Source organism: Piscinibacterium candidicorallinum (assembly GCF_047549485.1).
Taxonomy (GTDB): domain Bacteria; phylum Pseudomonadota; class Gammaproteobacteria; order Burkholderiales; family Burkholderiaceae_C; genus Piscinibacterium; species Piscinibacterium candidicorallinum.
Genome location: NZ_CP180191.1, coordinates 1,640,791 through 1,665,606, shown reverse-complemented (window position 1 = coordinate 1,665,606; position 24,816 = coordinate 1,640,791). Strand labels below are relative to the sequence as shown.

At 65.8% G+C, this 24,816-nt stretch carries 22 protein-coding genes and 1 tRNA gene; 9 read left to right on the top strand and 14 right to left on the bottom strand.

The features are described from left to right. Positions 1–29: 29 nt before the first annotated feature. The 5 genes from ACMDW7_RS07505 to ACMDW7_RS07485 all read right to left on the bottom strand — a co-directional run bounded on the left by ACMDW7_RS07505 (position 30) and on the right by ACMDW7_RS07485 (position 6,006). Positions 30–1,001: a hypothetical protein gene (locus ACMDW7_RS07505; protein ID WP_377301874.1), complete on the bottom strand. Its 972-nt coding sequence runs from the start codon at positions 999–1,001 to the stop codon at positions 30–32. A gap of 170 nt (positions 1,002–1,171) precedes the next feature. Continuing rightward, a complete protein-coding gene (locus ACMDW7_RS07500; RefSeq protein ID WP_377301876.1) occupies positions 1,172–1,831 on the bottom strand; it encodes a methyltransferase domain-containing protein in 660 nt (219 codons plus the stop codon). After that, a complete protein-coding gene (locus ACMDW7_RS07495; protein WP_377302567.1) occupies positions 1,828–2,340 on the bottom strand; it encodes a DNA-deoxyinosine glycosylase in 513 nt (170 codons plus the stop codon). The genes ACMDW7_RS07500 and ACMDW7_RS07495 overlap by 4 nt, the downstream gene beginning before the upstream one ends. Positions 2,341–2,362: 22 nt before the next feature. Then, on the bottom strand, positions 2,363–4,246 hold the full coding sequence (htpG, locus tag ACMDW7_RS07490) for a molecular chaperone HtpG (RefSeq protein WP_377301878.1): 1,884 nt from the start codon (positions 4,244–4,246) through the stop codon (positions 2,363–2,365). A gap of 272 nt (positions 4,247–4,518) precedes the next feature. Beyond that, the gene (locus tag ACMDW7_RS07485; RefSeq protein WP_377301880.1) at positions 4,519–6,006 is read right to left on the bottom strand and encodes a PLP-dependent aminotransferase family protein; all 1,488 of its coding nucleotides are present in this window, start codon (positions 6,004–6,006) and stop codon (positions 4,519–4,521) included. Between the two features lie 88 nt (positions 6,007–6,094). Between ACMDW7_RS07485 and ACMDW7_RS07480 the strand changes: the two genes are divergently transcribed. Further along, positions 6,095–7,087 (top strand): DMT family transporter, encoded by a 993-nt coding sequence (locus tag ACMDW7_RS07480; RefSeq protein WP_377301882.1) that lies wholly within the window; start codon positions 6,095–6,097, stop codon positions 7,085–7,087. Positions 7,088–7,174: 87 nt separating this feature from the next. Further along, positions 7,175–8,083 carry a PhzF family phenazine biosynthesis protein gene (locus tag ACMDW7_RS07475; RefSeq protein ID WP_377301884.1) on the top strand — a complete coding sequence of 303 codons (909 nt, stop codon included), beginning with the start codon at positions 7,175–7,177 and terminating at the stop codon, positions 8,081–8,083. Positions 8,084–8,094: 11 nt separating this feature from the next. Here the strand turns inward: ACMDW7_RS07475 and ACMDW7_RS07470 are convergent, their stop codons facing one another. From ACMDW7_RS07470 to ACMDW7_RS07445, 6 genes are all read right to left on the bottom strand, one after another. Continuing rightward, positions 8,095–8,547 (bottom strand): CopD family protein, encoded by a 453-nt coding sequence (locus tag ACMDW7_RS07470; RefSeq protein ID WP_377301886.1) that lies wholly within the window; start codon positions 8,545–8,547, stop codon positions 8,095–8,097. Further along, positions 8,544–9,620, bottom strand: a complete 1,077-nt coding sequence (locus tag ACMDW7_RS07465; protein ID WP_377301888.1) for an MBL fold metallo-hydrolase — start codon at positions 9,618–9,620, stop codon at positions 8,544–8,546. The genes ACMDW7_RS07470 and ACMDW7_RS07465 overlap by 4 nt, the downstream gene beginning before the upstream one ends. A 212-nt stretch (positions 9,621–9,832) precedes the next feature. Further along, positions 9,833–12,154, bottom strand: coding sequence for a DNA topoisomerase IV subunit A (parC, locus tag ACMDW7_RS07460; protein WP_377301889.1), 2,322 nt, complete (start codon positions 12,152–12,154; stop codon positions 9,833–9,835). A gap of 35 nt (positions 12,155–12,189) precedes the next feature. Further along, positions 12,190–12,630 (bottom strand): PIN domain nuclease, encoded by a 441-nt coding sequence (locus tag ACMDW7_RS07455; RefSeq protein WP_377301890.1) that lies wholly within the window; start codon positions 12,628–12,630, stop codon positions 12,190–12,192. After that, the gene (locus ACMDW7_RS07450) at positions 12,627–12,914 is read right to left on the bottom strand and encodes a type II toxin-antitoxin system VapB family antitoxin (protein ID WP_377301892.1); all 288 of its coding nucleotides are present in this window, start codon (positions 12,912–12,914) and stop codon (positions 12,627–12,629) included. Before ACMDW7_RS07450 ends, ACMDW7_RS07455 begins: the two co-directional genes overlap by 4 nt. Positions 12,915–13,001: 87 nt before the next feature. Further along, the gene (locus tag ACMDW7_RS07445) at positions 13,002–14,972 is read right to left on the bottom strand and encodes a DNA topoisomerase IV subunit B (protein WP_377302569.1); all 1,971 of its coding nucleotides are present in this window, start codon (positions 14,970–14,972) and stop codon (positions 13,002–13,004) included. Between the two features lie 687 nt (positions 14,973–15,659). On the opposite strand from ACMDW7_RS07445, the gene ACMDW7_RS07440 reads away from it, so the two are divergent. The 3 genes from ACMDW7_RS07440 (at position 15,660) to ACMDW7_RS07430 (ending at position 17,967) form a co-directional block, all read left to right on the top strand. Further along, complete coding sequence (locus ACMDW7_RS07440; RefSeq protein ID WP_377301894.1) at positions 15,660–17,411, top strand: phospholipase D family protein; 1,752 nt, start codon at positions 15,660–15,662, stop codon at positions 17,409–17,411. Positions 17,412–17,452: 41 nt separating this feature from the next. After that, positions 17,453–17,528, top strand: a tRNA-Arg gene (locus tag ACMDW7_RS07435). Between the two features lie 88 nt (positions 17,529–17,616). Next, the gene (locus ACMDW7_RS07430) at positions 17,617–17,967 is read left to right on the top strand and encodes a hypothetical protein (protein ID WP_377301896.1); all 351 of its coding nucleotides are present in this window, start codon (positions 17,617–17,619) and stop codon (positions 17,965–17,967) included. A 105-nt stretch (positions 17,968–18,072) separates the two neighbouring features. Here ACMDW7_RS07430 and ACMDW7_RS07425 read toward each other — a convergent pair whose 3' ends face one another. Both ACMDW7_RS07425 and orn read right to left on the bottom strand, forming a co-directional pair. Then, positions 18,073–20,022 (bottom strand): ATP-binding cassette domain-containing protein, encoded by a 1,950-nt coding sequence (locus ACMDW7_RS07425; RefSeq protein ID WP_377301898.1) that lies wholly within the window; start codon positions 20,020–20,022, stop codon positions 18,073–18,075. Positions 20,023–20,041: 19 nt separating this feature from the next. Beyond that, positions 20,042–20,590, bottom strand: coding sequence for an oligoribonuclease (orn, locus tag ACMDW7_RS07420; protein WP_377301900.1), 549 nt, complete (start codon positions 20,588–20,590; stop codon positions 20,042–20,044). 127 nt (positions 20,591–20,717) lie between these two features. Here orn and ACMDW7_RS07415 point away from each other — a divergent pair, with 127 nt between their 5' ends. The 4 genes from ACMDW7_RS07415 (at position 20,718) to ACMDW7_RS07400 (ending at position 23,649) form a co-directional block, all read left to right on the top strand. Beyond that, positions 20,718–22,016 carry a M48 family metallopeptidase gene (locus tag ACMDW7_RS07415; protein ID WP_377301902.1) on the top strand — a complete coding sequence of 433 codons (1,299 nt, stop codon included), beginning with the start codon at positions 20,718–20,720 and terminating at the stop codon, positions 22,014–22,016. Further along, positions 22,013–22,351, top strand: a complete 339-nt coding sequence (locus ACMDW7_RS07410) for a 4a-hydroxytetrahydrobiopterin dehydratase (protein ID WP_377301904.1) — start codon at positions 22,013–22,015, stop codon at positions 22,349–22,351. Before ACMDW7_RS07415 ends, ACMDW7_RS07410 begins: the two co-directional genes overlap by 4 nt. Before the next feature lie 20 nt (positions 22,352–22,371). Further along, a complete protein-coding gene (gene rsgA / locus ACMDW7_RS07405; protein WP_377301906.1) occupies positions 22,372–23,241 on the top strand; it encodes a ribosome small subunit-dependent GTPase A in 870 nt (289 codons plus the stop codon). A 102-nt stretch (positions 23,242–23,343) separates the two neighbouring features. Continuing rightward, on the top strand, positions 23,344–23,649 hold the full coding sequence (locus ACMDW7_RS07400) for a DUF2007 domain-containing protein (protein ID WP_377301908.1): 306 nt from the start codon (positions 23,344–23,346) through the stop codon (positions 23,647–23,649). 215 nt (positions 23,650–23,864) lie between these two features. On the opposite strand, the gene ACMDW7_RS07395 is transcribed toward ACMDW7_RS07400, so the two are convergent. After that, the gene (locus tag ACMDW7_RS07395) at positions 23,865–24,800 is read right to left on the bottom strand and encodes a CobD/CbiB family protein (RefSeq protein ID WP_377301910.1); all 936 of its coding nucleotides are present in this window, start codon (positions 24,798–24,800) and stop codon (positions 23,865–23,867) included. Between the last annotated feature and the right edge of the window lie 16 nt (positions 24,801–24,816).

The following is a 24,816-nucleotide window of genomic DNA, read 5'->3' as shown; positions in this document are numbered from 1 at the left end:
CCGTTCGGCATGGGAGACTGGCGAGCAGCTCAGCGCCTGGCGCCCTGCTGCAGGCGGTCAATCACGCGACCGGCCACGCGGGCCATGTCGGCTCGCGGCGTCTTCAGCACTTCCTCGATCGTCACCCCGTCGCGCAGCCAGCGGCCGACAATCAGGTAGCCCACAAACACGGCCTCGGGCTTGAGCACAGCCTGGCCGTTGCGGTTGTCCATCCAGCGTGCCAGCTTGTCTGCATTCGTCTCGGCCAGCTGAGCCTTGGTCGTGCGCAGCAGCTCGGCGGACTGGGCGTTCAGTCGCGCGAACTCGCCCGGGGCAAAGAACGCGGCTTCGTCCACGTCCGGCAGCGACTGGCGCGCCACCTGAAGCGCCAGCCCCTCATGAACCGCCAAATCAGCCAGCGAGCGGCCTGTGGCACGGGCTCCGAGCAGTTGCGTGACGACGATCCGCGCATACTCGCGCGACACCGCAGGCACGATCGGCGCCCCGCCTTGCTCCACGGGCAGCAGGAGCGTGCCCACGCCTTCGTCGGCCGTGGACAGTACGCGGCCATCGAAGAAGCCGGCATAGGTCACAAAGTTGAGCTTCAGGCCCTGACGGAAACGCAGCGCGCCGTTGATGCGGTTCATCGAATCCACCGGCGAAGGCGTCAGGCCGGAAAAGCCCTTGGTCAGCGTGTCCTTTGCACCGTCGTACTTGGGCCAGGCTGCGAGTACCGCCTGGTTGACTGCGGCTTCGCCCAGAACGTCGTTGAGCAGGCGGGCGGCGATTTCCTGCTGGGCCCAGGCGCGCAGCTTGGTCGCGTCGTCGGCAGCTGGAGCCTCCAGAGACCGCGCGAAGATCGGTGCGTAGTCTGCGAGGCTCACGGTGACACCGACACGTGCAGGCGCTGCCGGCGTGGCGGGTGCAGCACTCGTCTGCGCGAGTGCAGCACCTGCGCTCAGAGCGGCGACAGTGGAGACAAGGGTCGCGAGCAGCACGCGAACGCCGGACTGGACATGCATTTGAGAACCTCTCGGTACGGGCTGGCCCCGACGCAGCTCGTGACGGCGCGCGGCTCAGCTCTGATCAGGAAAGCCTTGGAGTTTAGGCGCCTGCGCGGAACGCCGCGCCTGGGGATCTCGCGCCAAGTTCCGGGGCGTAAACAAACCCGAGTCCGAGCGTGCAACCGCCATCATGCCGGCAGCTTTTGTGCCACGATGATGCGGTTGCCTGCGTCCACCGGATCCAGGGCTTCACAGCGGCCGCTGAAGGCCGCAAACACCGCGGCAAAGCTGTCCTCGAAACCCCAGCCGCGGCCGAAGACGTTCACGGTCATCACGCCACCGGGCGCGAGGGCCTTGCGGCAGGCAGCGTAGAAGTCTTCGCCGTCGTACACCGGGCCGGAGGCCGTCGCGTCATACAGGTCCACCTGCAGCGCATCGATACTGGCCTTGCGGCGCGGGTGCGCGATCCATTCCCAGGCATCGGCCTGCACCACGCTCAGCCGGTCGTCATCTGCCGGCAGCTTGAAAAACTGCCGCGCACAGGCGATGACTTGCGGGTTGAGTTCCACCGCCGTGATGCGCGCCTTGGGGTACTGCCTCCAGCAGTACTTGGTGAGGCTCGCTGCACCCAGGCCGAGCTGCACGATGTGCTCTGGCGCTTCGATAAATCCTTCCCAGGCCATCATGTCGCGCGTGTAGTCGATCTCCAGGTCGAAGGGCCGCCGGATGCGCATGGCGCCCTGCACCCATTCGCTGCCAAAGTGCAGATAGCGGATGCCTTCGGATTCCGAGATCGTGACCGGGTCGTACTCGGTTGCGGCATGTGAACGGGATCGCGCTGGGCTCAAGGGCGTCCTTCCAGGTGCAGGGCTGCGCGCCAGACAGCCAGCTTGTGGTCGAACCGGTGGCCCGCATTGGCCGGGCTCGATGAGGGCACGCTCAAGACCTGCAGCCCTGCGTCCGCCCAGACATGCAGGTGTGCCTGTGCAAAGGCGCCATTGAAGCAGGCCCGCTCAAGCCGCGGCGCCATCCCGAGCACGGCAGCCGGATCGTTCGGCTCACCGGCCTCGATGGCGCTGTCCAGACTGCCCTCTCGCTGGCAGGCGCCCAGCACATCCCAGAGGCCGATGCCGCGCGCCAGCAGGCGCTCGCAGCGCAGCGCGTAGGGCCAGTGGATCAGCGGCTCGTTGAGGATGGCAGAAAGCAGAAACCAGAAGTGGTTCTGCGGATGGGCGTAATAGCGCTGTGCGGCCAGTGAGGCCGCGCCGGGAAAGCTGCCGAGGATCAGCACCCGCGTGTGTGCATGCACAACGGGCGCCAGCCCGACCTGCCGGCGACCCGCCCCCGCCGTCTGCACGGCTGGGGCGGTGCGTCTGCGATCAGGCACCCAGCTCAAGCAACAGCTTGTTGATCCGCGCCACGTAGGCCGACGGATCTTCAAGATTGCCGCCTTCAGCCAGCAGGGCGTTGTCCAGCAGCACGTGCGACAAGTCCTCGATGCGGGCGGAGTCCGCCTTCATGCGCGAGACCAGCGGGTGCGTGGGGTTGATCTCAAGAATCGGCTTCACATCCGGCGCCTTCTGGCCGGCCTGCTTGAGCAGGCGCTGCAGGTTGGCGCTCATCTCGTGCTCGTCCACCACGAGGCAGGCGGGGCTGTCTGTCAAGCGACTGGTGGTGCGCACGTCCTTCACGCGCTCGCCCAGCACCTTCTTGACGCCTTCGATCAGTTCCTTGAACTGCTCGGCGGTTTCCTCGCGAGCCTTCTTCTCTTCCTCGTCCTCGAGCTTGCCCAGGTCCACGCCCCCCTTGGCCACGCTGGCCAGCGGCTTTCCGTCGAACTCGTTCAAGTGGCTGAGCATCCATTCGTCGATGCGGTCGGTCAGCAGCAGGACTTCAATGCCCTTCTTGCGGAAGATCTCCAGATGCGGGCTGGCCTTGGCGGCAGCGAGGCTGTCGGCGGTGATGTAGTAGACCGCCTCCTGGCCTTCCTTCATGCGGCTCACGTAGTCGGCCAGCGAGACGGTCTGCTCGTCAGCACTCGTGGAGGCAAACCGCAGCAGCTTGGCAATGCGCTCCTGATTGGCGAAGTCCTCGCCCAGGCCTTCCTTGAGCACTTGGCCGAACTCCTTCCAGAAGCCGGCGTAGTCGTCCTTCCTGTTCTCGGCGAGGTCTTCCAACATCGACAGCACGCGCTTGGTGGAGCCTTCGCGGATCGCGCGCACATCGCGGCTTTCCTGCAGGATCTCGCGGCTGACGTTCAGCGGCAGGTCCTGCGAGTCGATCACACCGCGCACAAAGCGCAGATAGACCGGCATCAGCTCCTTGGCGTCGTCCATGATGAAGACACGCTTGACGTAGAGCTTCACGCCGGCCGGGCGATCGCGGTCCCACAGATCAAACGGCGCCTTGGCCGGCAGGTAGAGCAGCTGCGTGTACTCGCTGCGGCCCTCGACGCGGTTGTGCGTCCAGGCCAGCGGCGCCTGCATGTCATGCGCCAGACTCTTGTAGAACTCGGTGTACTGCTCGTCGGTGATGTCGCTCTTGCTGCGCGTCCAGAGGCTGGCAGCCTGGTTGACTGTCTCCCATTCGTCGAGCAGCTTGTATTCGCCGGCGTCTTTATCCCACTCCTGCTTCTTCATGCGGATCGGGAAGCCGACGTGGTCGCTGTACTTCTTGATGATCGAAGACAGGCGCCAGCGGTCGGCAAACTCCAGGTCATCGTCACGCAGATGCAGGGTGATCTCGGTGCCCGGGCTCTGCTTTTCGGCTGGCTCGACCGTGAAGTCGCCCTCGCCGGTGCTTTCCCAGCGCGTTGCCACGTTGAAGGCCGTACCCGCGCGGCGCGTCAGCACCGTGACCTTGTGCGCCACGATGAAGCTGGAATAGAAGCCCACGCCGAACTGGCCGATCAGGGCGGCGTCCTTCTGCTGGTCGCCGGAGAGCTTGCTGAAGAACTCCTTTGTGCCGCTCTTGGCGATCGTGCCCAGGTGGGCAATGGCTTCCTCGCGGCTCATGCCGATGCCGTTGTCGGCAATCGTCACCGTCTTGGCCGCCTTGTCGAAGCTCACGGTGATCTGCGGCTCGCCTGCACCCTCGGCCAGCTCTGCATTGGCAATCGACTCGAAGCGCAGCTTGTCCAGCGCGTCACTGGCATTGCTCACCAGCTCGCGCAGGAAGATCTCCTTGTTGGAGTACAGGCTGTGGATCATCAGGTGAAGCAGCTGCTTCACCTCGGCTTGAAAACCCAGGGTTTCGGTGCTCATGGCTCAGGTTCGAAAACGTAGAACGAGGATTCATGCGGTTCTTCAAGCCAAAATGACTGAAGATCCGCACCAGACAAGCGGAAAGCCAATTCCAGACCGCAACGGAGCTCGCGCTGGCAGGCGCGAGCCCTTGTCTGCGCACGGCGCATGCGCCGCGAAACCCGCAGACAAGCGGAAAGGCCTTCTGGATTCACTCCAAAAGGCCTTGGCAGCTGCGAATTATGGGCGACCGCCGCGGTTTCAAGGCCGCGGCGGCGCAGCGGGAGCCGGTTCTAGCCCCGCGCCGCCTGCTCAATGCTCTGCGCCAGAAAGCGCAGCATCTGCGGGTGGCCGGAGGTGGCGGCGTTGAAGCGCATCCAAGTGCTGGGCGCCTGGGTAGGTGAGAACAGGCTGCCGGGGGCAAAGACGAAGTTCTCGTCCAGGCCGGCGTTGGTCACCTGCAGGGAGTCCACGCCCAGATCGCCCCAGAGGAACATGCCGCAAGGCGCCAGGTTGGGGAACTTCACGCCCACGCCTTCCAGGGCCTTCAGCGTGGCGGCGCGGCGGCCCTCCAGCTTGTGGCGCAGACGCTCCACGTGCTTGCGGTAGTGCCCTTCGGACAGCACCTTGTGCACCACCCGCTCGCCGATCTCGGGGCTGGTGAGCGAGAGCAGCATCTTCTGGTCCACGAGGCTTGCGGCCAGCCCCACTTCGGCGGCAATGAAGCCCACGCGCAGGTTGGCGGCCAGGGTCTTGGAGAAGCTGCCCAGATAGATGACGCGCTTGAGCTGATCGAGGCTGGCCAGTCGGGTGGCCGGCTGGATGTGGCTGCCGGGGTGGAAGTCGCAATAGACGTCGTCTTCGACGATGTGAAAGTCGAACTGCTCGGCGAGGCGCAGGATCTGGAAGGCCTTGGCGGCCGACAGGCTGTGGCCGGTGGGGTTGTGCAGCACGCTGTTGATCACATACAGCTTGGGCTTGTGCAGTTCGGCCAGACGCTTGAGCTCGGCCAGGTCCGGGCCGTCATGGGTGTGCGGCACGCCAATCACGCGCAGGCCCTGGGCATTGAGCGCGGCAAAGAGCACAAACCAGCCGGGGTCATCGACGAACACCACGTCGCCCGGCTGCGCGAGCTGCCGCGCCACCAGCGTGAGCGCCTGGGTGACGCCGGTGGTGGTGAGGATCTGCTGAGGCGCAGCCTGAATCTCGAGTTCGGCCAGCTTGATGGTCAGCTGTTCACGCAGCGGCTCGTAGCCGTAGGGCGTGCCATAGCGCAGCAGGCTGGTGCCGTCTCCTCTGGCGTAGGCGCGCAGTGCGTGGGCAATCAGCTCGGCGTCCAGCCATTCGGGCGGGAACGTACCGGTGCCTGGCATGTGATGTGGCCCGCCGACGTCACGAAATAGATTGCGCAGCAGCCAGACCGTATCCATGGTCTGGTGCTCGGGCACGGCCAGGGGCTTGGCGGGCGCGAGCGTTCGCTCTCTGACGAAAAAGCCGCTGCCACGCTTGGACTCGATCAGGCCCTGGCCGACGAGCCGGTCATAGGCCTCGACCACCGTGAAGCGCGAGACGCCTTCGCGCTCGGCCAGCAGGCGGATCGAGGGCAGCTTGCCGCCCGGCTTGAGGATGCGCTCCTCGATGCGGCGGCGAAACCGCTGCACCAGTTGATCGACCAGGGTCTCGTCGGCGGCGCGATCGAGGTTTTCGTTGCGCTTGACCGGGGCCGGGCGCGCCTCAGCCAGGTTGCCGGGGACGATGCTCTGTTCTCGTTCCAATGCCATCACGCTTTCCTCTGTGAATGATCAACTGTACCGGGAGTGTATTGGAGAAAAACACTATGGTGCACCGCTACGGTCTTTGGATTTTTCAATGGCGACACAGGGCACTGACTATCAGCCGGCGCGGCAGACTGCCGCAGCGCTGACCACGACTGACGTCGTATCCGGCACGGAGCCGGTCATCGCACCCACCCAAAGCACAGCCGCCGGCCGCGCAGGCAGCGGCCTGCTGCTCGGCCTGCTGGGTGTGATGGTGTTTTCGCTCTCGCTGCCGATGACGCGTCTGGCCAACACGGAGCTGCCGCCGTTGTTCGTGGCCTTCGGTCGCATGGCGGGTGCCGGTGTGCTTGCCGCGGCCATCGTGCTCGCGCTCAAGGTGCGCCGCCCGCAAGGCAGTGAATGGCGTGATGTGCTCTGGGCCGCCCTGGGCGTTGTGGTGGGGTTTCCGCTGCTGTCCACACTGGCGGTGAAGTTCGTCAATGCCTCGCACGCCGGCGTGATCAACGGCTTGCTGCCCTTCTTCACCGCGCTGGCTGCTGCCCTGCTCTACCGCGAGCGGCTGCCACGCGCCTTCTGGCTGCTCTGCGCCGTGGGCACCGGTCTCGTATGCACCTTTGCCTGGCTGGCGGGCGGGGGTACCTGGAATGCGGGGGACGCGCTGATGCTGCTGGCCGTGCTCGCGGCCGCGCTGGGCTATGCCGCGGGCGGCGTGGCCTCGCGCACCCTGGGCGCGTGGCAGACCATCTGCTGGGCGCTGATTCTGAGTTTGCCGCTCAGCGTGCCGGTGGCTGGTGGCTTGATGGCGCTACAGGCGCCGGCACTGACCTCGGCCGGGCTGGGGGCCTGGAGCGGCTTTGCATATGTGACGGTGATGTCCCAACTGGTGGGCTTCTTTGCCTGGTACGGCGGCCTTGCGCGTGGCGGCGTGGCGCGCGTCGGGCAAATTCAGTTGCTGCAGATCTTTATGACGGCGGCCGCGGCGGGTCTGTTCTTTGGCGAGGCCATCCCCTGGTTTCTCTGGGTGTTTGCCGCGGCCGTTGTTGCCTTGATTGTTCTGCTGCGGCGGTTCTCCGCATTGCGCTAAACAAGTAGTTACATATACTGAATCGTAGCTTTCGTAACAGACTGGTCACATCGCATCATCAGTGCCCTTTCGTTGCCTGCACACTTCATGGCGCTCGAACTCCCCTATATCACTTGCGACGTCTTCACCCGCCAACGGTTTGGCGGTAACCCGCTCGCGGTCGTGTTCGATGCAGACGCGCTCGATGACGAAGCGATGCAGCGCATCGCGCGTGAGTTCAACTATTCCGAGACCAGCTTCGTCCTGAAGCCGGCCGATCCGTCCCACACGGCGCGCGTGCGCATCTTCACACCGGAGAGCGAACTGCCCTTTGCGGGTCACCCCACGGTGGGCACGGCCTTCGCGATCGCGCGCGAGCGCGTTCCTGGTGCCACGAGCATGCAGCTCGAACTGCCCGTGGGTGTGACGCACATCGCACTGGACGCCACGCCGGAGGGCCCCGGGCGCGTCAGCTTCGAGAGCCCGCGTGATCCGGCCATGACGCACACGCCGCTCAAACCGCCCACGCTGGCGTCGATGCTCGGCTTGTCCAGCACGTCACTGCTGCCGGGCGCGCCCTGCGAGATCTGGAGCTGCGGCGTGCCCTTCACCATGGTGCCGCTGCGCGATGGCTCCGCGCTGAGCGCCGCCGCTCTCGATTTGGTGCAGTGGAACGCGCTGCGCATCTCGGCCAACGTACTGGCCGAGCGGCCCTGGATGTATCCGATGCAGATCGATGCGGAGAAACGGCGCGCGCGCGTCCGCATGTTCTGCCCCGGCCTGGGCTTTCCGGAAGATCCGGCGACGGGCAGCGCGGCCGCGGCCCTTGCCGGCTACCTGGCCGCGCACATCGAGACCGCCGACGGCCGCTTCGAATGGACCGTGATCCAGGGCGTCGAGATCAATCGCTCGAGCGAGCTGCACCTTCGGTTCACGCGCACTGCTGGCCAGGCCTCGCAGGTGCAGGTGGGCGGCCAGTGCGTGCACGTAGCGCGCGGGACGCTCACCGTCCGCTGAGACTGCCTTGCTCAGCCAAGCAGGAATACAGCGGCGATCACGCCGATCCCTAGCAGCAGATTCACGCCCATCAGCAGCCGGATCATCGCCATCTGCGTGCCAGCGCCCGGCAGATCGCCCGCCGCAAGGGCGGCCTCCAGCCGGTTGTAAGGCACAAAGCGCAAAAACAGGTACACGGCGAGCATCACGCCGAAGCCGCCGAGCATCACGTGCCAGCCCATGGGCGCCCGGGCCATGGGCGTGCTGCCCCACAGGAACACGCCGCTGGCCACGATCAATGCGATCGCCACCAGCACCCAGTGCACGAATCGCCCGACCACCTCGCGCATCAGGAGCAGGCGCTCAGCCGGGGTGAGGTCCTGCACGCTGGGGCGCAGTACCACGTGGGCGAAGAACATGCCGCCCACCCAGATCACCACGCCCAGCACGTGGATGAACAGCCAGAACTCCCGATTCAGACTCACTGCGCCCCCTTCCTGAGCACGCGGGTTTCGCCCAGCGCAAAGAGCACAAAGGCATCGTCCGCCACGTCGTACTTCTTGCGCGCCAGGGGCAGATTGTCGATCGGCGCCTCGATCACGTCGTCGCACAGCCGGAAGGTGCCCCAGTGCACGCCCATGGAAAGCCGGCTCTTCACATCGAGGTGGATCTTCACGGCGTCATCTTCATTGACATGCTGGGTCTGCATGAACCAGCGCGGCAGGTAGCAGCCCACCGCAATCTGCGAGAAGTCAAAGCCGCCGAAGCGCGCGCCGATGTCGGCAAAGTCCTTGCTGTAGCCGGTGTCCCCCGTGAAGAACATCGAATAGGGGCTGCCCGCCACCTGCGCCTGCACCACAAAGCCGCCCCAAAGAGTGGCGTTGCGGTCCAAAGGCGTCCTGCTACTCCAGTGCTGCACGGGCACGAAGTTCACGGTCACGGCTCCGCCCGGCGCGGCCAGATCGAAACGCTCCCACCAGTCCATGCGGCGCACGTTGGTGATGCCCTCGTTCTTCATCCACAGATCCAGACCCAGCGGCACCACAAACAGCGGCGGCCCGCCGGCCTGCTTGTTCAGTGCGAGCACGCTGGGGCGGTCCAGATGGTCGTAGTGGTTGTGGCTGATGAGCACCACATCGATGCGAGGCAACTGCGCGAGCGTGATCGGCAGCACCACCTCGCGCCTGGGGCCGGCAAAGCTCACGGGCGAGGCCCGCTCGGAAAAATGCGGGTCCGTCAGGATGTTCAGGCCATTGATCTGCCACAGGGCTGTGGAATGGCCGATCCAGGTGACCGACACGTCCTTCGTGTTGCCCTTCAGGTAGCCCAGGTCAGGCGTGGCCACCGGCACCCGCGCCGGATTGGACGGCGGCGGCGGGTTGGACCAGCGTTCGCGCTGCCACTGCCAGAAGCTGGGCTGGTTCTTGGCCCAGTTGTCGATGTAGTTGTTGTTGTAGCCGTCCGGGCGGTGGTGTTTCTTGGCGGGGTCGTAATAGGGGTTACTCGTGCCGCAGGCAGCAAGCAGCATGGCCGTGGCGGCCAGCAGGAGGCGTTTCATGGGATCTTGTTTTGGAGGAGGAGCAGCGATTATCGCCACCCGCCTCCAGATGGCACTGCTGCGGCCCAAAACAAGCTGTAGATGCGTCAATATGTCCTAATTTGACGCATTTGCGATGAAATTTCTGCCGAAAAGCGCTGAATATTGGCTACAGCCAAGCGGAAAGCATCAATCCATCCGCTCTCGAAGATGATGGCTGAAAATGCCACTTTCTAGAGCATGCGTACGCGCAGCCCCTTGCCCTTCGCGTCCAGCAGCTTGCCCTTGCGCGCCCGCTTGCCGATGAAGGGTGCCAGCTGGCGCGGGCCGAAGGTTTCCTCGTAGGCCTTGTTGCGGTAGTCAGTCATCGCCACAAAGCCAGCCTCGGAGATGGGCAGCGCATGCAGCAGCTGCTCGCCCTTGTCCAGTTCCATCAGGATCACGCCCTTGCCGCCAGCCGACAACGTCTTGAGCTCGTCCAGCCCGAACACCAGCAGGCGCTCCTTACCCGGCTTGCCGCCGATGACCGCCACGGCACTGGCCTTGGCGGCGTAGCGAATGAGACCCAGCGGCTCGTCGCCTTCGTCCAGTGACAGGAAGGTCTTGCCACCGCGCTGGCGGGTGAAGAGATCGGACAACTTCGTACCGAAGCCCATGCCGCCCTTGGTGGCCATGAGAAGCGGCGTGTCTGCAGCGCCGGCCAGCATGTGCAGCACCTTGCTGCCGGCTTCGAGCTCGATCAAGGTGGTGATGGGCTGGCCGTCTCCGCGTGCGCTCGGCAGGCTGGCCACCGGCACGCTGTACACCCGGCCGTTGCTGCCCAGCACCACGAGGTTGTCCAGCGTGGAGCATTCAAAGGCGCCGTAGAGGCTGTCGCCCTGCTTGAAGGTGAAAAGCGTGGCGTCGTGGCCGTGGCCCTGACGCGCGCGCACCCAACCCTTCTCGCTCACGATGACCGTGACCGGCTCGTCCTCGATTTTCACTTCGATGCTGGCGCGCTCGGCCGCTTCGATCAGAGTGCGCCGTGCGTCGCCGTACTGCTTGGCATCGGCCTGGATCTCCTTGATGACCAGGCGCTTAAGAGCATTCTCATTGCCGAGCAGCTCTTCCAGCTCGCTCTTCTCCGTGCGCAGCTCGGCCAACTCCTGCTCGATCTTGATGCCTTCCAGCTTGGCCAACTGCCTCAGGCGGATTTCCAGAATGTCCTCGGCCTGCCGCTCGGAGAGTTTGAAGGCAGCGATTAGGTCGGCCTTGGGGTCGTCGGCCGCGCGGATGATCTTGATGACCTTGTCGATGTTCAGCAGGACCGCCTGCCGGCCTTCGAGGATGTGGATGCGGTCATTGACCTTGGCCAGGCGGTGCTGGCTGCGGCGGCGCACCGTGGCCACGCGGAACTGGCCCCACTCGACCAGAATCTCGCGCAGCGCCTTCTGGCGCGGCCGGCCATCCAGGCCGATGGTCACCAGGTTGAGCGGCACATTGCTTTCGAGCGAGGTCTGCGCCAGCAGGGTGTTGACCAGCTCCTGCCGGTCGATCTTGCTGGTCTTGGGCTCGAACACCAGGCGCACCGCGGCTTCCTTGCCGGACTCGTCGCGCGCCGCATCCAGCACACCGAGCATCTGCGCCTTGAGCTGCTGCTGTTCCGGCGTCAGGCTCTTCTTGCCGGCCTTGACCTTGGGGTTGGTCAGCTCCTCAATCTCGGAGAGCACCTTGGCGGCCGACACACCGTGCGGCAGCTGCGTGATGACGAGCTGCCACTGGCCGCGCGCCAGTTCCTCGAACTCGTAGCGCGAACGCACCTTCAGCGAGCCACGGCCGGTGCGGTAGGCCTCGGCAATGTCGGCGCCGCTGGAGATGATCTGCCCGCCGCCCGGAAAGTCCGGCCCCGGCAGGATGGCCATGAGTTCGGCGTCGGGCAGGCTCTCGTTCTTGATGAGCGCCACCGCCGCCTCGGCCACTTCTTTCAGGTTGTGCGGCGGCACCTCGGTGGCCATGCCCACGGCAATGCCGCTGGCGCCGTTGAGCAGCAGCATCGGCAGCCGTGCGGGCAGCAGGCGCGGCTCTTCCTGCGTGCCGTCGTAGTTGGGGATGAAGTCCACCGTGCCCTGGTCGATCTCATCAAGCAGCAGGCGGGCAATGGGCGTCAGGCGCGCTTCGGTGTAGCGCATGGCCGCGGCGCCGTCGCCATCCCGGCTGCCGAAGTTGCCCTGCCCGTCGATCAGCGGGTAGCGCAGCGTGAAGTCCTGGGCCAGACGCACCAAGGCGTCGTACACGGATTGGTCGCCGTGCGGGTGCAGCTTGCCCAGCACATCGCCCACCACCGCGGCACTCTTGCGCGGCTTGGCCGTGGGGCCCAGACCCATCTCGTCCATGGCGTACAGGATGCGCCGCTGCACCGGCTTGAGGCCGTCTTCCACCTGCGGCAGTGCACGGCCCTTGACCACCGAGACGGCGTATTCGAGATAGGCGCGCTCGGCAAAGTGGCCCAAGGTCACGGCATCGCTGCCGCCACCGTTGCCGTCATTACCGAAGAGGTTGGTTTGAACGTCAGTCATGTCGTTTCAGAGGAGATTCATGTGTTCGGGAGGCATCACACCAAGCGCAGCGGCACCGCGCGGGCGATGGCGGAGAAATCCCGGTCGCTGGTCAGCAGCGGCACGTCATGGGCAATGCACAGTTGCGCGATCAGGCAGTCGTAGCTCGAACGCGGCGTGGCGCCCTGCTGGCGGCAGCGGCGGTAGATGTCTGCTGCGGCCAGAAAATCGGCTTCGTCATCAATCTGCGCGTAGTCCAGGGCCTCGAACTGGCTGCGCAGGCGCTCAGCCTGTCTGGGCTGCATCACGCCAGCCAGCACTTCCTGCAGGATCGGCCCGCAGGTCCAGACGTTTGCGCCATCGAGAAGCGCCAAGCCCAGGCGCTGCACCTCGCGCGTGGGGTTCTGCTTGAAGTGGTCGATCCAGACGCAGCTGTCCACCATGAAGCGCTCATGGCTACGAACTTCGGGCTCGGCCATGACCGGGGTACCGATCATGTGCCACGCGCCTTGCGCGGTGCGCGCGGTGCGGCAACCTCAGGCGGTGCATGGACCGCAGACGGCTCCTGCACGAGCAGCGCAGTGCTGTCACCCTTTCCGCGCAGCTCGGCACCGGACCCGGAAAATTCCACCTTGCCTGCCATGTTCAGCAGGGCACGCATGGCCAGGCGGCGGCGGTACTCCTTGAGCGCGGCTTCCACGGCCTCGCGCTTGGTCTTGTGGCCACCTTCCGCTTGCACATAGGCGATCAACTCGTCGTCGAGCTCGATATTGGTGCGCATGATCAGCTCCCTGATGCACCAATCATACACACCAATTTGAATTTTCGATACACCAAACAGACACCAAAGACACGCACTCGAAATGCATCAGATATCGGCCTCGACTTCATTGCCCTTCTCTTCCAGCCAGGTGCGGCGGGAGCTGGCTTCGCCCTTGCCCATCAGCATCTCGAACAGGCTGTTGGTGCCAGATTCGTCCAGTTCGCCCAGGGCCACGGGCAGCAGGCGGCGGGTGTCCGGGTTCAGGGTGGTTTCCCAGAGCTGCTCGGCCGTCATTTCGCCCAGACCCTTGAAGCGGCTGATGCTCCAGGCGGTCTCGGCAAAGCCGTCTTTGCGCAGCTTGTCCAGGGTGTGGTTCAGCTCGCCTTCGTCCAGGCAGTAGATCTTCTGCGCCGGGCGCTTGCCGCGGGCCGGCACGTCCACGCGGAACAGCGGCGGGCGCGCCACGTGCACATGGCCACGCGCCACCAGCTGCGGAAAATGCTTGTAGAACAGCGTGAGCAGCAGCACCTGGATGTGCGAGCCGTCTACGTCGGCGTCGGACAGGATGCAGATCTTGCCGTAGCGCAGATTGCTGAAGTCCACCGTATCGGTGGGGCCGTGCGGGTCCACCCCCACGGCGACAGCGATGTCATGCACCTCGTTGTTGGCAAAGAGGCGGTCGCGCTCCACCTCCCAGGTGTTGAGTACCTTGCCGCGCAGGGGCAGGATGGCCTGGAACTCCTTGTCGCGGCCCATCTTGGCGCTGCCGCCGGCGGAGTCGCCCTCCACCAGATAGATCTCGTTGCGCGAGATGTCGGTGCTCTCGCAGTCGGTGAGCTTGCCCGGCAGCACGGCCACGCCGCTGCTCTTGCGCTTTTCCACCTTCTGGGCGCTGCGCAGGCGGCTCTGCGCCTGCTTGATGACGAGTTCGGCGAGCTTCTTGCCCTCGGCCACATGCTCGTTGAGCCAGAGCTCCAGCTGCGGCTTCACATAGCCGCCGATCAGGCGCACGGCGTCACGCGAGTTCAGGCGCTCCTTGATCTGGCCCTGGAACTGCGGGTCCAGCACCTTGGCGCTCAGGATGAAGCTGGCGCGGTTGAACACGTCCTCGGGCAGCAGCTTCACGCCCTTGGGCAGCAGGCTGTGCAGATCAATGAAGCTCTTGACCGCGCCGAACAGGCCTTCGCGCAGGCCGCTTTCGTGCGTGCCGCCGGCCGTGGTCGGGATGAGGTTCACAAAGCTTTCGCGGATCAGGTTGCCGTCCTCAGTCCAGACCACCACCCACTCGCCGCCCTCGCCTTCGGCAAAGGTCTCATGGCCAGCCGGGGCAAATTGCTCGCCGGCAAAGGGCGGGATCACCGGCTCGGCACCCTGCAGCTCGGCCATCAGGTAGCCGCGCAGGCCCTCCTTGTAGAGCCAGCTCTGCTTCTCACCGGTCTTCTCCACATTCAGCGTGAAGCGCACGCCGGCCAAGAGCACCGCCTTGCTTCGCAGCAGCCGGGCCAGTTCCGCCTGCGGGATCACGGGCGAATCGAAGTACTTCGGGTCCGGGAAGGTGACGACGCGCGTGCCCTGCTTCTTGTCCTCGGCCGTGGAGGCACGGGTCTTGAGCTTTTCAATCACCTCGCCGCCATTGCCGAACACCAGCTGATGCACCTGCTTGTCGCGGCTCACGGTCACTTCAAGCCGCGTGGCCAGGGCGTTGGTCACGCTCACACCCACGCCGTGCAGGCCACCGGAGAAGGCATAGGCGCCGCCGGAAGCCTTGTCGAACTTGCCGCCGGCATGCAGGCGGGTGAAGACAATCTCCACCACCGGCACCTTCTCTTCGGGGTGCAGGCCGCAGGGGATGCCGCGGCCTTCGTCGTCCACCACCACTGCGCCGTCACGGCGCAGGGTGACTTCGATGTGCTTGCCGAAACCCGCCAGGGCTTCGTCGCAGGCGTTGTCGATCACTTCCTGGATGATGTGCAGCGGGTTGTCGGTCCGGGTGTACATGCCCGGGCGCTGCTTGACCGGCTCCAGGCCCTTGAGGACCCGGATCGAGGCTTCGCTGTACGCGTTGGAGGTGGCCATGGTGCTGATCGGTGGCAATTCGGAGGGGCGGCGCCGCGTCATGCCCGGCATGCCGGCGCGCTTGGGGCTGCAGCGGTCGGCGGAGTCGCGCACCGGCCGCACCGCCGGGCAGCTGGCCCAAAGGCGGCTCGCAGAAAGGCCGGGATTGTATCGACGGGGTCCTGCGCACCTGCCCCAGACGGGCGGGTGGCCCCGCATGAGCCGCGCGCCAGGCCGCGCCACACCGCGTTCAGCAGGCCAGATCGCTTGTCTGGTGCGGGTTTCCAGCCACTTTGCCATGAAGAACCGCATGGATAGCGCGAGAGCATTTTCGGGAGCACCCGGAATCCGTGCCGAGCGGACCGGGTTGCGGGCGCGAATGCGCAGACGCTACCAAGACTCTGGCAAGCACCGGCGCAGGCAAATCGGCCCGCGCAGCCGGTTTCCGGACACTCCGACGGGGCAGTGCACGCGCGTGCACCCCAAACAGGGGGCGGGTGCCCGCGCCGGCCGCACTTGTGGCTACAGTGCGGGCCGTGATGCGGCGCAGCACGCGTGGCGCAGAGGGTTCATCCGGCGTCTTGCCGCGCAAGCTGTACGCCGCGTCCGCCCGCTTGAATCGCAGCCCAGCCCGATGCTCGCCTGATCTGCTGCCGCACTGTCGTACTGGCCTCCAACCTGCCCCGCCCGACATCAACCCCTGCCCGCATGGATCTGCGCCCCAGCACCCCGCCCTGGCTGACCAGCCCGCAGAGCGCAGCACGCCGCCGCCGGATCGGGCTGGTTGCGGCCCTGCTCAAGGCGGCGCTGCTGGGGGTGCTAGCGCTGGTGCTGCTCAGCGGCTGCGCAGCCCCCCTGCCCTCGCTGGAGGGCCGCAGCGCCTCCATGCAGTTCCCGCTGCCGCTGCCGGCTGCCCGCGTGCCCGGTGCTTCAGCTATCGGATCGGCGGGCGCGGCGACCAGCATCCCCACCAGCGCCCCGAACAGCCCCTTTGCCGCCATCCGCCCGCCGGCCGGCGTCCCGGCCGACCACAGTGGCGTGGTGATCCTGAGTTCTCCGCTGGAGGCCTATGCCGCACGTGTGCTGATGATCCGCGCCGCAGTGCAGTCTCTGGACGTGCAGTACTACATCTGGAAGACGGACACCACCGGCCTGCTGCTGCTCGATGAACTGCGCGCCGCGGCCGAGCGCGGCGTGCGCGTGCGCCTGCTGCTGGACGACAACGGCATCGAAGGCATGGACCGCGTGCTGGCCGAGCTGGATGCGCTGCCCAATCTGGAAGTGCGTCTGTTCAACCCCTTCAGCGGCCGCAGCTTCAAGCGCCTGGGGTATCTGAGCGACTTCAAGCGCCTGAACCAGCGCATGCACAACAAGTCGCTCACGGTCGATGCCCTGGCCACCCTGGTGGGCGGCCGCAACATCGGCGACCCCTACTTCGGCCTCGACGATGAGGTGAACTTTGCCGACGTGGACGCCCTGGCCTTAGGCCCGGTGGCGCGCGAGGTGGGCGCCTGGTTCGACCAGTACTGGAACAGCGACTTCGCCTACCCCATCGACCGCCTGCTGCAACACGCCGGCGAGGCGCAGGCCGTCGAGCCCAGCGAGCCGCTGGCCGAGCGCGTCGCCCACATCAAGCGCGAGCTGGCCGCACCGTATCAGGACGCGCTGAACCGCAGCACCACGGTGCAGGCGCTGCTGCAGCAAAGCCGCCCGCTGAACTGGGCGCGCGTGCGTGTGCTGTCCGACCCGCCCAGCAAGTTCACAGGCACTGCACCGGAGCGTGCGCTCATGCTCGATCGCCTGAGCACGGAGCTGGGCCGCGCGCAAAGTGAGGTCGATCTCGTGTCGGCCTACTTCGTGCCCGGTGAGCGCGGCAGCGCCATCCTGGCAGAACTGGCCAGAAGCGGCGTGCAGACCCGCATCATCACCAATTCGCTCGCCGCCACCGACGTGGCCTCAGTCCACGCCGGATACGCCCGGCACCGCAAGGCCCTGCTCGCGGCCGGCGTGAAGCTCTACGAGTTCAAGCCGGACGCCAGCCTGCAGCAGCGCAGCGGCCGCGCGGGTCTGCTCAATGCCGCGCGGCGCGACCGCGCCCTGCTGGCCGGCCGGGGCAGCGGCGCCGGTTCGGCCGCCAGCCTGCATGGCAAGACCTTTCTGGTGGACCGCTCGCGCCTGTTCGTCGGCAGCTTCAACCTGGACCAGCGCTCGTTCTTCCTCAATTCAGAGATGGGCCTGATCATCGACAGCCCCGCCGTGAGCCGCCAGGTGGCCGAGGGCCTGGACCGCGAGCTCGCCGCCGAGGCCTATGAAGTGCGCCTGAACCCCGCGGGGCGACTCGTCTGGATCGAGCGCACACCCGAAGGCGAGCAGGAACATCGCACCGAACCCAACGCCAGCCTGTGGCGGCGCTTTCTGAGCTGGGTGCTGCACTGGCTGCCGGTGGAGTGGATGCTTTGAGCCTCTGGCGGCGCAGACGGGCCGCTAAACTTCAGACCATTGCCTCTGTAGCTCAGTGGATAGAGCATCCCCCTCCTAAGGGGAGGGTCGCACGTTCGATTCGTGTCGGGGGCGCCAAAACAAGACGGCCGGTTTGAACCGGCCGTTCTTCTGCGTGCTCTCGCTCAGCACCGATTCCGCAGACAGTACAGAGGGCACTTCTTGCATGAATCACATTGAGCTGCTGCTGCCACTTTTGGTGCCCCTGTCCGTCGCGTATGCGACTGTGTGGGTGTTCGCTGTAAGCGCCAAACCGGACGCTATTCCGCGTGCTGGCAGCATCGGCTGGTTAATCGCGGGAGTCGTCTTTGTCGCTGGCTGCGCGTGGATGCTTTGGGCTGACCAGATGCCCTGGGTGGTGCCGAGCGCCCGCCGATACCCAACCTTGAATGAGCTACTGACAGGCGGCTTTCGGGAATACCCCGTCGTGTTTGTCTTGCTCTGGCTGCTCTGCGCGGCCATGGCGGCTCATTGCTTCAAACGTTTCTGGTTGCATTCGAAGAAGCACCCCGAGTAGCGCGCCGTCGTTCAACAAAGTCCTTACCGCTTGTCCCACGGCCCTCTCCAGCCATTTTGGCCTGAAAACCCGCACCAGAAGCCCATCTAGCCCTTGGAGTCCGGGCTACGCTGCCCCAGAGCGCTTGGCTTCCAGCCCTTCCCAGCGCTCGAGCAGGCCCAGCAAGTCTTCGTCGATGGCGGCCACGCGGGCCGCTGTTTGTGCGGCTTCGGTGCCTGCGCTGACGTAGTAGTTCGGATCGGCCAGCTTGGCGTTGAGCGCGGCCTGCTCGGCTTCGAGCTTGGCGATGCGATCCGGCAGCTCGTCCAGCTCGCGCTGTTCCTTGAAGGACAGCTTGACGCCGCGCTTGGGCGCCGCACTGGCCGCCGGTGCAGCGGCGGGTGCGGACGTGGTGGCCGCTGCGCCTGGAGCGGCAGGCGTGCCGCCGCTGCGGCCTGCGGCGGCTTGCGTGGCCTGGCGCCGCGCCTGCTGGGTGAGCCAGTCAGTCACACCGCCGGCGTATTCCACCCACTGGCCCGAGCCCTCCCAGGCAATTGTCTGGGTGACGATGTTGTCCAGGAACTCGCGGTCGTGGCTCACCAGGAAGACGGTGCCGTCATAGTCGCGGATCAGTTCTTCGAGCAGCTCCAGGGTTTCGATGTCGAGGTCATTGGTCGGTTCATCCAGCACCAGCACGTTGGCGGGACGGGCAAACAGGCGCGCCAGCAGCAGGCGGTTGCGCTCGCCACCAGAGAGACTCTTGACCGGTGAGCGGGCCCGCGCGCCGGGGAAGAGAAAGTCAGCCAGATAGCTCATGACGTGCTTCTTCTGCCCGCCGATCTCAATGGTGTCGCCGCCCGGCGCAATGGTGTCCACCACGGTGCGCTCGGGGTCGAGCTGTTCGCGCAGCTGGTCGAAGTAGGCCACCTCCAGCCCGTTGCCGCGCTTGATGGAGCCGGAATCGGCTTCCAGCTGGCCCAGGATCAGCTTGAGCAGGGTGGTCTTGCCCGCGCCGTTGGGGCCGACGATGCCGACCTTGTCGCCGCGCAGGATGGTGGCACTGAAGTCCTTCACCGCCGTGATGCGCTCGCCTGACTCCGCTACCCAGACCTTGCTGACGTTCTCCAGCTCGGCCACGCGCTTGCTGCCCAGGTTGCCGGTGTCGATGGCCAGGTTCACATTGCCCTGGCGGTTGCGGCGCTCGGCCCGCTCGCGGCGCATGTCTTCGAGCCGCGCGACGCGGCCCACGCTGCGTGTGCGGCGGGCTTCCACGCCCTTGCGGATCCAGACTTCTTCCTGGGCGAGCAGCTTGTCGAAGCGGGCGTTGGCGAGCTGCTCGGCATGATCCAGCTCGGCCCGGCGCTGGCGGAAGGCGCTGTAGTTGCCGGGGTAGCTCTGCAGGTTGCCGCGGTCCAGCTCGACGATGCGGGTGGACACGCGGTCCATGAAGCGCCGATCGTGCGTGACCAGTAGCACGCTGCCCGCAAAGGCCAGCAGGGTGTCTTCCAGCCACTGGATACCTTCAAGGTCCAGGTGGTTGGTGGGTTCGTCCAGCACCAGCAGATCGGGCTGGGCCACCAGCGCCCGGGCAATCGCCACGCGCTTGCGCTGCCCGCCGGACAGGCCCGCCAGCGGCCGGCTGCCGTCCAGGGCCAGACGCGTGAGCGCGGCCTGCACCTTGGCGCCCATCTGCCATCCCTGCACGGCATCGATGCGTTGGGAAATGCTGTCGAGTTCGTCGGCCGTGTGGTTCGGGTCTTCGGCGATGCGGGTGTATTCATCGAGCAGGGCTTGGGTCTCGCCCAGGCCCTGGGCCACGGCCTGCTCGATGGTGAGCGCGCCGCCGAACTCCGGCTCCTGCGCCACAGCCGCGAGCTTTAGGCCGGTCTGCGCGCGGCGCTCGCCATCGTCTGGCGTGATCTCGCCCAGCACGATGCGCAGCAGCGTGCTCTTGCCCGCGCCGTTGCGGCCCACCAACGCGATGCGCTCGCCGGGCTCCACGGAAAAGTCTGCGTGGTCCAGCAGCGGCACATGGCCGTAGGCCTGGTAGACCTTGATGAGGCTGAGCAGGGCCATGAGTGCGCGCGACCCCGACTCAAGCCATCTTCAGGAAGTGCTCGCGGTAGTGCTTCAGCTCGGCAATCGAGTCGTAGATGTCCGCCAAGGCCTCATGCTTCTGGCCCTTCTCGAAGCTCTTGTAGACGTCGGGGCGCCAGCGGCGGGCCAGCTCCTTGAGCGTGGACACATCCAGATTGCGGTAATGAAAGAAGCCGTCCAGCTTGGGCATGTAGCGCTCCATGAAACGGCGGTCCTGGTGCACGGAGTTGCCGCAGACGGGCGACTTGCCCGGGCCGATGTACTGGCGCAGAAAGGCGATCATCTGCTCCTCGGCCTCGCTCTCGGTGGTGGTGGAGGCCTTGACCTTGTCGATCAGCCCGCTCTTGCCGTGCGTGCCCTTGTTCCAGGCATCCATCGCGCCCAGCAGCTCATCGCTCTGGTGGATGACGAACACGGGGGCTTCGGCGAGGGTGTTCAGGTGCATGTCGGTCACCACGCAGGCGAGCTCAATGATGCGTTCATTGTCCGGGTCCAGACCGGTCATTTCCATGTCGAGCCACACCAGGTTGTTGTCATTGGCTGCCATACACTTGCACCTTGTTGTCTTGGGGTGGGCGCAGAGCGTGAAAACGTCTGCGCAAAGCCCGAAATTGTTGCACAGCGGCCCTGTTGTCTCATGACATGCGCAGGGCCCGATTGGACGGTTGTCTCGCATGCTTACCTGGTTGTTGCTCGCCTTCATCGCCCTGCGTCTTGCCATCGCGCTGTGGCTGACCCGCAGACAGATTGCTGCGGTAGCTCGAAACCGAAATGCGGTCCCGGCGGCCTTCGCGGATCAGGTCACCCTTGCTGCACACCAGAAGGCGGCGGACTACACGATCACCAACGAGCGCTATTCGATGCTGCGCGCAGTTGTCGATTGCGCCGTGATCGTTGGCCTCACCCTGGCCGGCGGCCTGAACCTGCTCTCAGCGGGCGTAGCACAACTGGCCGAACCCTATGCACCGTTGGGCTCCGTGCTGCATGGCGTGCTGCTGTTTGCCGCCATCGGGCTGATCACCACGCTGATCGAACTGCCGCTGGATGCCTGGCAGACTTTCAAGATCGAGGCGCGCTTCGGCTTCAACCGCACCACACCGGGCGTGTTCGCGGGCGATCTCATCAAGGGCCTCGTGGTGGGCGCCGTGCTGCTGCTGCCGATCGCGGCACTCATCATCTGGCTGATGCAGACCGCGGGCAGCCTGTGGTGGCTGTGGGCCTGGGTGGCGCTGATCGCCTTCCAGTTCACCGTGATGCTGATCTACCCGACCCTCATCGCGCCGCTGTTCAACAAGTTCACGCCGCTGTCGGACGCCACGCTCAAGGAGCGCATCGACGCCCTGCTCGCGCGCTGCGGTTTTTCCAGCAACGGTGTGTTCGTCATGGACGGCAGCAAGCGCTCTGCACACGGCAACGCCTACTTCACGGGCCTGGCCAAGAACAAGCGCATCGTGTTCTTCGACACCCTGCTGGAAAAGCTCGATCCCCTGCAGATCGAGGCGGTGCTCGCCCATGAGCTCGGTCACTTCAAGCACAAGCACATCACCAAGCGGCTGATCTCCAGCAGCCTGATCATGCTCGGCGGCCTGGCGCTCTTGGGCTATCTGGCCGAACAGAGCTGGTTCTACGAGCAGCTGGGCGTGGCGCCCATCCTGAACGGCAGCAACGCCGCGATGGCGCTCATCCTGTTCATGTTTGTGCTGCCAGTGTTCACCTACGTGCTGAACCCGGTAGGCGCCTGGTTCAGCCGCAAGCATGAGTTCGAGGCGGATGCCTTTGCCGTGCAGACCAGCGGCGCCGAGCCGCTGAAGACCGCGCTGGTGAAGCTGTTCGAGGACAACGCCGCCACGCTGACGCCCGACCCGATCTACGCCGCCTTCTACTACTCGCACCCGCCGGCGCCGGTGCGCATCGCGCACATCGAGGCGCAGGCCGAGAAGCACCCCACCCCGCTGCAAGGAGCCCCCGCATGACGAACGCCACCGAACTCACCCGCATGCGCGGCAAGCCCATGAAGGGCCAGCCCGCCATGAGCGACAGCGAAGTGGCGGCCATGCTCACTGCCGTGCCCGGCTGGGCCGTGAAGGACGGCGCCATCGAGAAGACCTACAGCTTTGGCAACTACCACGAGACTCTGGCCTTCGTGAACGCACTGGCCTATGTGGTGCATCTGGACGACCACCACCCGGACCTGATGGTCTCCTACAACCGCTGCGTGGTGCGCCTGAACACGCATGACGTGAACGGCCTGTCGATGAATGACTTCATCGTCGCCGCCAAGGCCAACGCGCTGTACGCGCAGCGTTAACGAGCGTGGCAAGCTAAGCGTTGAGCACACCCGCACTCATCATCGAAGCCCACGGGCGGCACTACACCGCCCGCACTGCCGGCGGCGATCTGCTGCACGCCCGGCCGCGCGGCAAGAAGAGCGAGTGCGTGGTGGGCGATGCGGTGCAGATTGAAGTCACAGGCCCCGGCGAGGCGGTGATCGAGCAGGTCGCCGAGCGGCGCAACCTGCTGATGCGCGCCGAGGAGCACCGCGAGAAGCGATTTGCCGCCAACCTGGATGTGCTCGCCTATGTGGTGGCCACCGAGCCGCCCGTGAGTGACGAGCTGCTGATGCGCGCCGTGGCCGCCGCCCGGGCCGCCGAGATCGAGGTCTGGCTCATCATCGGCAAGCGCGACCTGCCCGGCGGCGCCGACCTCATGCAGCGCATGAAGTGGCATGCGCCCTCCTTTGCCCGGCAGTTTTCGTTGTCGGCCAGCACGGGCGATGGTGTGGCCCAGCTGGCCACAGCCCTCAAGGGCAAGCGCACCGTGCTGGCCGGCCAGTCCGGCATGGGCAAGAGCAGCCTGCTCAACCGCCTGGTGCCGGGCGTCGAGCTGGCAGTGGGCGAGATTTCAGTGGCGCTGGCAGCCGGCAAGCACACCACCACCAGCACGCGGCTCATCAATCTGCCGGGCGGTGGCGAGATCATTGATTCCCCCGGCTTCCAGGCCTTCGGCATCGCGCATCTGAGCAGCACGGAGATCGAGCGCGCCTTCCCGGAGTTCGAGCAGTACGCACCCAACTGTCGCTACTACAACTGCCGCCACCTGGATGAACCGGCCTGCGCGGTACGCAGCGCGGCCGATGCCGGCGCGATTGCCGCGCAGCGCTACGCGGTGTTTCGCAAGCTGGCCACGGCGGTGAGCTGAGCACATCGCCCCCCTGCGGCGAGGGCTGCCACCGCAACTCCGACCCGCTATGACGGTGTGTGCTGTTGTGCTGCCTCACCGATTCCAGATAGGCTCCGAGCCATGAAGCGCCTCTTGCACGCCCGCCACGCCTTTGAAGCCCACCACTGGGTGAATCTGCTGCGCGCAGCCGGCATTCCTGCGCAAGTGCAAGGCGAGTACCTGGCTGGTGCCTTTGGCGACCTGCCGGCCGATGCCTGCGCGGCACAGGTTTGGATCAGCAACCCGAAGGACGAGCCGCTGGCACGCTCGCTGATCGAGGAGGCGCAACGCGCCCACCCGGCCGGCCCGTGGCGCTGCGCCTGCGGCGAAGCGATCGAGGCGCAGTTCTTTGCCTGCTGGCGCTGCGGTGAAGCTCGGCCGGACTAAGCGCGTTTTGAGCGGCACAATCGTCGGCTCGCAGGCGGGCGTCAGCAGTGCTTCGGCGTGAGATGCACTGCAAAAACTGAAGCGCCAAATCGCCCGAGATCCGCATGCTGCATGCGGAAAGTGGCAAATGGCCGTTTCCAACTTCAGGATGAAAATAGGCCTAAACCTAGACCTCTTTTCAATCATTCATTGAAAATCAATCGAAGCGTCAGCAGCTAACTGAACAGCTGCGCCACCGTCCACACGGCGATGATCGTCAGCCAAAGAATGGCTGTGCGCCAGGCCAGCCCGGCGGCGCTGCGCATGGCCGCGGCGCCCGCTTCCGAGCCGCTCCAGTCCAGACCCGAGTCCGCCTTGCCCGGCGGGCCGATCTCCACGCCGAGCGCGCCGGCGCCCGCCGCCACCAAGAGTGCGCGAGTGTCGTCGCCAAAGCGCAAGGCGCGGTTGCGCCACAGGTGCATGGCGTCCTCGAAGTTGCCGACGATCGCAAAGCCCAGTGCGGACAGTCGCGCCGGCACCCAGTCGATCACCTCGAAGGCCTGCCGCGCAAAGTCGGAAAAGCGCAGGTCCTCGGGACGATCGCCGCCCACATGCGGCCGGCTCCAGTGCCGCGCAATGTGATCGGTCAGGCGGTACAGCACCGCCCCCACCGGGCCGGGCAGCACCGCAAACCAGAACATCACGCCAAACACCGAGCGGTGCGAGGCCACCAGCCCGTCTTCAATGGCCATTGCCGCACTGCGATGCAGCGGCAGCGTGGGCACATCCAGCGGCCGATCCTGCTCGGCGCGCCACTGCGCCATCACCTTGTAGGCCGCGTCCGCATCGCCCTCGCGCACGGCGTCTTCAATCAGTGTGAAGGCATGCGAGAAGCGCCGGAAACCCATCGTGAACAGCAGCGCAATCACATTCACCGCAAAACCCAGCGCCGGATGCAGCTTGGTGGCGCCCCACCAAATCAGCGTCACTGCAATGCCCACGCCAGACACATACAGCACCCAGGCCAGCCGCCCATGCGACTGGGCGCCCGCATTGAAATTCTTGGCAAACCAGGCCGACCAGCCGCGAAAGCTCGCCCACACCGGGTTGTTGGCCGGCATGGCGTGAGCCTGTTCGATAAGCAGGGCAAGCAGGAGGGCAGCGAGATCCATGGGGTGATTATCGCGG